Here is an 8,785-nt window from a genome sequence, read left to right as displayed (position 1 = left end):
GCCCGCCCCTCCGAAGAGGGGCGGGCCGTCACACGGGAACTACGCGACATCACTTGTCGGAGTCGTCCTTGTCAGCGTCGTCGCCGGCGGCCTCGCCGTCGATCACGGGGATCAGGGAGAGCTTGCCGCGCTGGTCGATCTCGGCGATCTCCACCTGGACCTTGGTGCCGACCGCGAGCACGTCCTCGACGTTCTCCACGCGCTTGCCACCGGCGAGCTTGCGGATCTGCGAGATGTGCAGCAGGCCGTCCTTGCCCGGGAGCAGGGAGACGAAGGCACCGAAGGTGGTGGTCTTGACGACCGTACCCAGGTAGCGCTCGCCGACCTCCGGCATGGTCGGGTTGGCGATGCCGTTGATCGTGGCGCGGGCGGCCTCGGCGGCCGGGCCGTCGGCGGCACCGATGTAGATGGTGCCGTCGTCCTCGATCGTGATCTCGGCGCCGGTGTCCTCCTGGATCTGGTTGATCATCTTGCCCTTGGGGCCGATGACCTCACCGATCTTGTCCACCGGGATCTTGACGGTGATGATCCGCGGGGCGTTGGGGGACATCTCGTCCGGCGTGTCGATCGCTTCCATCATCACGTCGAGGATGTGGAGGCGGGCGTCGCGGGCCTGCTTCAGGGCCGCGGCCAGGACGGAGGCCGGGATGCCGTCCAGCTTGGTGTCCAGCTGGAGGGCGGTGACGAACTCCTTGGTGCCGGCGACCTTGAAGTCCATGTCGCCGAAGGCGTCCTCCGCACCGAGGATGTCGGTGAGGGCGACGTAGTGCGTCTTGCCGTCGATCTCCTGGGAGATCAGACCCATGGCGATACCGGCGACGGGGGCCTTGAGGGGCACACCGGCGTTCAGCAGCGACATGGTGGAGGCGCAGACCGAGCCCATGGACGTCGAACCGTTGGAGCCGAGGGCCTCGGACACCTGACGGATCGCGTAGGGGAACTCCTCGCGGGTCGGGAGGACCGGCACGATCGCGCGCTCGGCGAGCGCGCCGTGGCCGATCTCGCGGCGCTTCGGCGAACCGACGCGGCCGGTCTCGCCGACGGAGTACGGCGGGAAGTTGTAGTTGTGCATGTAGCGCTTGCGGGTCACCGGGGAGAGGGTGTCCAGCTGCTGCTCCATGCGGAGCATGTTGAGGGTGGTGACGCCCAGGATCTGGGTCTCGCCACGCTCGAACAGCGCCGAGCCGTGCACGCGCGGGATGGCCTCGACCTCGGCGGCGAGGGTACGGATGTCCGTGATCCCGCGGCCGTCGATGCGGACCTTGTCCTTGATGACGCGCTCGCGCACCAGGGCCTTGGTCAGGCTGCGGTAGGCGGCGGAGATCTCCTTCTCGCGACCCTCGAAGGCCGGGAGGAGCTTCTCGGCGGCGATGTCCTTGACGCGGTCCAGCTCGGCCTCGCGGTCCTGCTTGCCCGCGATGGTCAGCGCCTGGGAGAGGTCGCCCTTGACGGCGGCCGCGAGGGCCTCGTACACGTCGTCCTGGTAGTCCAGGAAGACCGGGAACTCGCCCTCGGGCTTGGCGGCCTTGGCGGCCAGGTCGGCCTGGGCCTTGCAGAGGACCTTGATGAACGGCTTCGCGGCGTCCAGACCCGAGGCGACGATCTCCTCGGTCGGCGCCTCGGCGCCGCCCTTGACGAGGGCGATGGTCTTCTCGGTGGCCTCGGCCTCGACCATCATGATCGCGACGTCGCCGTCCTCCAGGACGCGGCCCGCGACGACCATGTCGAAGACGGCGTCCTCGAGCTCGGTGTGCGTCGGGAAGGCCACCCACTGGCCGCGGATCAGCGCGACGCGGACGCCGCCGATCGGGCCGGAGAAGGGCAGGCCGGCGAGCTGGGTGGACGCGGACGCGGCGTTGATCGCGATGACGTCGTACAGGTGGTCCGGGTTGAGCGCCATGATCGTGGCGACGACCTGGATCTCGTTGCGCAGGCCCTTCTTGAAGGACGGGCGCAGCGGGCGGTCGATCAGGCGGCAGGTGAGGATCGCGTCCTCGGAGGGCCGGCCCTCGCGGCGGAAGAAGGAGCCGGGGATCTTGCCGGCCGCGTACTGCCGCTCCTCGACGTCCACCGTCAGGGGGAAGAAGTCGAGCTGGTCCTTGGGCTTCTTCGACGCGGTGGTGGCGGAAAGCACCATCGTGTCGTCGTCCAGGTAGGCAACGGCGGAGCCGGCGGCCTGGCGGGCCAGACGGCCCGTCTCGAAGCGGATGGTGCGGGTGCCGAAGGAACCGTTGTCAATGACGGCCTCGGCGTAGTGGGTCTCGTTCTCCACTAGCGTTTTCTCCATTTTCGTCGTCTCCGTCCGCCGCCCGTGTGGCGGTGGACGGTTGCGGAGAAGCGCTCCTTGCCTGGGGCCGGTCTTCGATCGAAGCACCCGGTCCGTTGCCCGTGGGGGCATTCCGGGTGCCACTACCGAGGACCGGCGGCGTAGGGAGGGCGCTCCTCCTCTTCAGTTGTGCACGTCTTCGCGCGTCCTCAGACGCGCACGTGCGTCCCTTCCAGACTACAAAGGGTCCGGTCCGGTCCGCACGTACAGCAAAGGGAGCGGCCCCCGGATGTGGGAACCGCTCCCTTCACGGCGTGTTACTTGGCGCCGGCCGCACCGCGGCGGATGCCGAGGCGCTCGACCAGCGTACGGAAGCGCTGGATGTCCTTCTTGGCCAGGTACTGCAGCAGGCGGCGACGCTGGCCGACCAGGATCAGCAGACCACGACGGGAGTGGTGGTCGTGCTTGTGCGTCTTGAGGTGCTCGGTCAGGTCCGAGATGCGACGGGAGAGCATCGCGACCTGGACCTCGGGAGAGCCGGTGTCGCCCTCCTTGGCACCGAACTCGCTGATGATCTGCTTCTTCGTAGCGGCGTCGAGCGGCACGCGTACTCCTCGTTTGGGTCTTCGTAGCCACCGAGTGCCCCAGGTCTGAGTCTCTGGGGAGCTTCCGTAACTCGGGAGGCGGGGTCCGCTGAGCGCAGTCCACAGACCCTCTGTCGGGGATCCGGGGGACGCGTACACAAACGGCCGTCACACAGCGTACCAGGCTGCCGGGAGTCGGTGTCTCAGCTGGTGAGAGCGCGGGCCCGGGAGTAGACGTCCAGCACGGCCAGGGCCAGCGGGACCAGGCTGAGCAGGACCGCCGCCTCGGTGAGGTCGAGCAGCCTTCCCCAGAAGGGTGACAGGCCCTTGCGGGGAATGACAAGCGCAATTCCGGCGAGGAGGGCCGCGCCGGCCGCGACGGCGGCGGTCAGCCAGATCGTACGGAGGTCCAGGCCGCTGTGGTCGTGCTTCACGAGGAGCGCTTCGAGCAGGTGGGCCGGCGGGTGCAGGGCCAGGCCCAGGATCAGCAGCGCGACGGCGGCGAGGCCGGCGACCAGCGCGCACACCACCTGGGAGGTGTAGCGGAAGAGGCGGGCGCGCAGCAGCATGGCGAGGCCGGTGGTGAGGGCGAGCAGGCGGCCCCAGGTGTTGTCGGAGAAGCCGAGGACGGCCGCGGCGCCGACGGCGACCGCCGCGCAGCCGCCGACCAGGCCGAGCAGCATCTCGTGGCCGCGCCGGGCCTGGGCGGCGATCTGCTCCGCGTCGAGCGTGGCGGCCTGGTCGTGCTGGTCGGCGGCGGACTGGTCACCGTACGGCTCGGTGTCGTAGCGGTCCGGGGTCTCCGTGTAGTCGGTGTACTCGTCCGTGGCGCTCTGCGGGGCGGCGTAGCCGATGGGCAGGCGGGCGAAGCGCGCGGAGAGACCGGGCAGGAAGGCGACGAGGCCGATGGCCACGGGGGCGCAGACGGCGGCGGTCGCGGTCGCGGAGGCCTCGGTGGCGATGGCCGTGAAGGTGGCCAGGGTGCCGGTGGCGGCGACGAAGGTGGCCGCGACGAAGGGGGCGTCGCCGCTGGGCGTGAGTGCGACCAGGGCGACGGAGGCCACGAGGACGCAGACGCAGCCGAGCAGGAACTGGAGGCGGCCGGGGCCCTGGCCGGCGGCGGGGGCGATGATCCCGGAGCCGGCGATCAGCAGCTGCGGCAGGGCGGCGAGGCCGAGGGCGACGGCGGATCCGCGGTCGCGGTAGACCCGGGCGCGCACCCCGGCCACGGCGGTGAGCAGGACTCCGACGGCGCCCGCGAGGATGCCGGGCAGGCCGTGCATGTCGTGGCGCAGCGGGTCGGCGTACCAGAGGACGAAGCCCAGCATGACGAGGAGCACCGCGGCGCCGGCCAGGCCCGCGCCGCGCAGCATGTCGTCGCTCCAGCGGTGCCGGTCGCGGACGACGGCGGAGGCGACGGCGTCGGAGACGTCGTCGAAGACGGCGGGCGGCAGGGACTCGGCGAAGGGGCGCAGGCTGAGCACCTCGCCGTCGAGGACCTGCTGGGCGGCGAGGGTGCGGGCGCCGTCGAGGACGGTGCCGGAGCGGCGTACGAGGTGGAATCCCGTGGGGGCGCCGACGGGCTGGGTCTGGCCGGTGAGGCGCAGCAGCTCGGGATAGACGTCGGCGACGGCGATGTCCTCGGGGAGGGCGACGTCGATCCGGCTGTCCGGAGCCACGACGGTGACCCTGCAGAACCCCGTCGTTGCGGCCGTACTCACCTGCGTGACCCCCCTTGTTGACGCCCGCGGCGGCGGACGATTCGCGGATGCGCATACTGCGCGCGCCACCCTACCGGGCTCCTGCCTGACAGTCGGCAAGTAGGATCACCGACGCGTGGAGGAGACCCCCTCCACGCCCGGGACTTGGGGGCGCCGGTTACGACGTCCCGTCCGTTTTCGAGGGATTGATGCTCCGGTGAGCCAGATCGTCGTCAAACGCCCGCCGCGGTCCCTGCCGCCCGAAGTGCCGTCGGACGAGGTGCGGCTGGAGGCGCCTCCGGAGCTTCCCCGCGGACAGCAGGAGGGCATGCTGATGCAGCTCCTGCCGATGCTCGGCATGGGCTCGTCCGCCGTCTTCTTCTTCATGCCGGGTGCGGCGCCGTTCATGCGCATCATGGGTGTGCTGATGATGGTGTCGACCGTGGCGATGGTCGTCGCGCAGTTGGTGCGGCACCGGCGGGGTACGCAGGGGCAAATGGCCGATGTGCGCCGGGACTACCTCAAATACCTCGCGCAGACGCGGCGTCAGGTACGCCGGACCGCGCGGGCGCAGCGCGACGCGCAGCTGTACCTGCACCCGGCCCCGGAGCAGTTGTGGTCGGTGGTGGCCGAGGGGTCACGGCTGTGGGAACGGCGGGTGAGCGACCCGGACTTCGGGCAGGCCCGGCTGGGGCTGGGCTCGCAACGCCTGCAGACCCCGCTGGTGGCGCCGGACACGGCCCCGGTGGACGAGCTGGAGCCGCTGACGGCGGGCGCGATGCAGCGCTTCCTGAAGGTGCACTCCTCGCTGGACGGGCTGCCGATGGCGGTCTCGATCCGGGCCTTCTACCACGTGACCGTGTCCGGTGAGCCGGAGTCGGCGCGCGGTGCCGCGCGGGCGCTGGTGGCGCAGCTGGCGACGCTGCACTCCCCCGAGGACCTGACGGTGGCCGTGGTGGCGTCGCCGGGTGCGGTGCCCTCGTGGGACTGGACGAAGTGGTTGCCGCACACGCAGGTGCCGGGCCAGGTGGACGGGGCGGGTACGAAGCGGCTGTTCGGCGACGACCTCGGTGAGCTGGAGGGGCTGCTGGCACCCCGGCTGGAGGGGCGTCCGCGGTTCAGCCGCGAGGGGTCCCCGGTGCTGGACCAGCCGCACCTGGTGGTCGTGCTCGACACCAACTCACCGCGCGGTGCTCTGGTGCCGCCGGACTCGGTGTTCGCGGCGGCCGAGGGGCTGCAGGGCGTCACGATCGTCGAGGTGGTCGCGGGCGAGCTGGACGAGCCGCGCGGCGGGCTGTCGGTCGTGGTGCGGCCGGGCCGGCTGCGCCTGGAGTCGGGCGCGGGGGTCGCCTACGAGGGCACCCCGGACACGCTGTCGCTGCCCGCGGCGGAGGCACTGGCCCGCCAGCTGGCCCCGCTGCGCACGGGCGGCGGCGACGACGACGAGCCGCTGCTGGCGAACCTGGACTTCACCGACCTGCTGAACCTGGGTGACGCGGCCGCGGTGGACGTGGCGCGCACCTGGCGGCCGCGGTCGGCCGGTGAGCGGCTGCGCGTGCCGATCGGTGTCGGCGAGGGCGGCTCCCCGGTCATGCTGGACCTCAAGGAGGCCGCGCAGGAGGGCATGGGTCCGCACGGCCTGTGCGTGGGCGCGACCGGTTCCGGCAAGTCGGAGCTGCTGCGCACCCTGGTACTGGGTCTGGCGGTCACGCACACCTCGGAGACGCTGAACTTCGTGCTCGCCGACTTCAAGGGCGGTGCGACCTTCACCGGCATGGGGCAGATGCCGCACGTGGCGGCCGTCATCACCAACCTGGCCGACGACCTCACGCTCGTGGACCGCATGGGCGACTCGATCCGCGGCGAGCTCCAGCGCCGGCAGGAGCTGCTGCGCTCGGCGGGGAACTACGCGAACATCCACGACTACGAGAAGGCGCGCGCGGCCGGCGCCCCGCTGGAGCCGCTGGCCTCGCTGGTCCTGGTCATCGACGAGTTCAGCGAGCTGCTGACGGCCAAGCCCGACTTCATCGACATGTTCATCCAGATCGGCCGCATCGGCCGCTCGCTGGGCGTGCACCTGCTCCTGGCCTCGCAGCGGCTGGAGGAGGGCAAGCTGCGCGGGCTGGACACGTACCTCTCGTACCGGATCGGTCTGCGGACCTTCTCGGCGGCGGAGTCACGGACGGCGATCGGTGTACCGGACGCCTACCACCTGCCGTCGGTGCCGGGTTCGGGCTATCTGAAGTTCGGTACGGACGAGATGACGCGGTTCAAGGCGGCGTACGTCTCGGGCACCTACCGCTCGGGCGGCCCGGACCTGTCGGTGGGCCTCTTCCCGGTGGAGCGGCGGCCCGTGCTGTTCACGGCGGCTCCGGTGCCGGTGGTGTACGCGGCTCCGGACCCGGCCTACCTGGCAGCGCAGTCCGCCCGGGAGGACGACGCGCTCGCCGACACGGTGCTGGACGTGATCGTGAGCCGGCTGGAGGGCCAGGGGGTGCCGGCGCACCAGGTGTGGCTGCCGCCGCTCGACCAGGCTCCGCCGCTGGACCAGTTGCTCCCGGCGCTGGCGCCGAGCGCGGAGCGCGGGCTGCACGCGGACGGGTACACGCGGCCCGGCGGGCTCGTCGTACCGCTCGGCCTCATCGACAAGCCGTTCGAGCAGCGGCGCGAGGTGCTGTACCGGGACTTCTCGGGTGCGGCGGGCCACATGATGGTGGTCGGCGGTCCGCAGTCGGGCAAGTCGACGCTGATGCGGACGCTGATCTCCTCCTTCGCGCTCACGCACACCCCGCGCGAAGTGCAGTTCTACGGGCTGGACTTCGGCGGTGGCAGCCTCTCGGCGGTCGCCGAGCTGCCGCACGTGGGCGGGATCGCCTCGCGTCTGGACCCGGAGCGGGTGCGGCGCACCGTCGCGGAGGTGGGGGGCATCCTCAACCGCCGCGAGGAGTTCTTCCGCGCGAACAACATCGACTCGATCGGCACCTACCGGCGCCGGCGGGCGGCGGGCGAGCTGCCCGGTGAGCCGTGGGGAGACGTGTTCCTGCTGATCGACGGCTGGGGCGGTTTCCGCGGCGAGTACGACGGCCTGGAGCAGATCGTCACGGACATCGCCGCCCGCGGGCTGGGCTACGGCATCCACGTGGTGATCACCGCGGCGCGGTACATGGAGGTCCGCGCGGCGCTCAAGGACCAGATGCTCAGCCGGCTGGAACTGCGGCTCGGCGACGTCATGGACTCCGAGTTCGACCGGAAGGTCGCGGCGAACGTCCCCACGGGGATGCCGGGGCGCGGCCAGGTGCCGGAGAAGCTGCACTTCCTGAGCGCGCTCCCGCGGATCGACGGCTCGCACGACGCCGCGGACCTGTCGGAGGCCACGGCCGCCTTCGTGGAGGCCGTGAAGCAGAACTGGCAGGGTCAGGCGGCCCCCGGGGTGCGCCTGCTGCCGCGGCTGCTCCACGCCGACCAGCTGCCCAAGGGCGGGGAGTTCCCCGGCCGCGGGATCGCGATCGGCATCGACGAGACCGACCTGGAGCCGGTGTTCGTCGACTTCGAGTCCGACCCGTTCCTCCTCGTCTTCGGCGAGAGCGAGTCGGGCAAGACGAACCTGCTGCGGCTCATCGCCCAGCAGATCTCCCAGCGCTACACGCCGGACCAGGCGCGCCTCGTGGTGGGCGACTACCGGCGGGGCCTGCTCGGGGCGCTGCCGGAGGAGCACCTGCTGGAGTACGCGCCGATGGCGAGCTCGCTGCAGATGCACATGGAGGCGCTGGGCGGGGTGTTCTCGCGGCGGCAGCCGCCGCCCGACGTCACTCCGCAGCAGCTGCGCGACCGCAGCTGGTGGACGGGCCCGGACGTGTTCATCGTCATCGACGACTTCGACCTGGTGGCCACCAGCCAGGGCAATCCGCTGGCTCCGCTGGTGGACTTCCTGCCCTTCGCCCGGGACACGGGCGTGCGGTTCATCATCGCGCGGAACTCGGCGGGTGCCTCGCGTTCGATGTACGAGCCGTTCATGCAGCGGATCAAGGAGCTGGGCGCGCAGGGCATCGTCCTGTCGGGTGACCCGTCCGAGGGAGACCTCGTCGGCAGCGTGCGGCCGCGTCCGATGCCGCCGGGCCGGGCCTACTTCGCCTCGCGCAGGCGGGGCACCTCGCTGGTGCAGCTGGGGCGGATGCCGGGGATGTGAGGAAACCGGTTCCCCTCGGCGGCGCAGCACCGATAATCGGCGTGAAGAC

At 71.3% G+C, this 8,785-nt stretch carries 4 protein-coding genes; 1 reads left to right on the top strand and 3 read right to left on the bottom strand.

Going from position 1 to position 8,785, the window contains the following annotated elements:
• Positions 1–49 precede the first annotated feature (49 nt).
• From ACFCZ1_RS20610 to eccD, 3 genes are all read right to left on the bottom strand, one after another.
• Positions 50–2,272, bottom strand: a complete 2,223-nt coding sequence (locus ACFCZ1_RS20610; protein ID WP_376679710.1) for a polyribonucleotide nucleotidyltransferase — start codon at positions 2,270–2,272, stop codon at positions 50–52.
• 311 nt (positions 2,273–2,583) lie between these two features.
• Positions 2,584–2,871 carry a 30S ribosomal protein S15 gene (gene rpsO, locus ACFCZ1_RS20605; RefSeq protein ID WP_031143997.1) on the bottom strand — a complete coding sequence of 96 codons (288 nt, stop codon included), beginning with the start codon at positions 2,869–2,871 and terminating at the stop codon, positions 2,584–2,586.
• Between the two features lie 182 nt (positions 2,872–3,053).
• The gene (eccD, locus tag ACFCZ1_RS20600; RefSeq protein ID WP_376679703.1) at positions 3,054–4,571 is read right to left on the bottom strand and encodes a type VII secretion integral membrane protein EccD; all 1,518 of its coding nucleotides are present in this window, start codon (positions 4,569–4,571) and stop codon (positions 3,054–3,056) included.
• A 196-nt stretch (positions 4,572–4,767) separates the two neighbouring features.
• Between eccD and eccCa the strand changes: the two genes are divergently transcribed.
• A complete protein-coding gene (gene eccCa / locus ACFCZ1_RS20595) occupies positions 4,768–8,736 on the top strand; it encodes a type VII secretion protein EccCa (RefSeq protein WP_376679702.1) in 3,969 nt (1,322 codons plus the stop codon).
• The last annotated feature ends 49 nt before the right edge of the window (positions 8,737–8,785 follow it).

Source organism: Streptomyces sp. NPDC056224 (assembly GCF_042267665.1).
In the GTDB taxonomy this organism is placed as follows: domain Bacteria; phylum Actinomycetota; class Actinomycetes; order Streptomycetales; family Streptomycetaceae; genus Streptomyces.
Note: the sequence above shows the minus strand (reverse complement) of the source record. Positions and strands in the feature narration are given on the sequence as shown.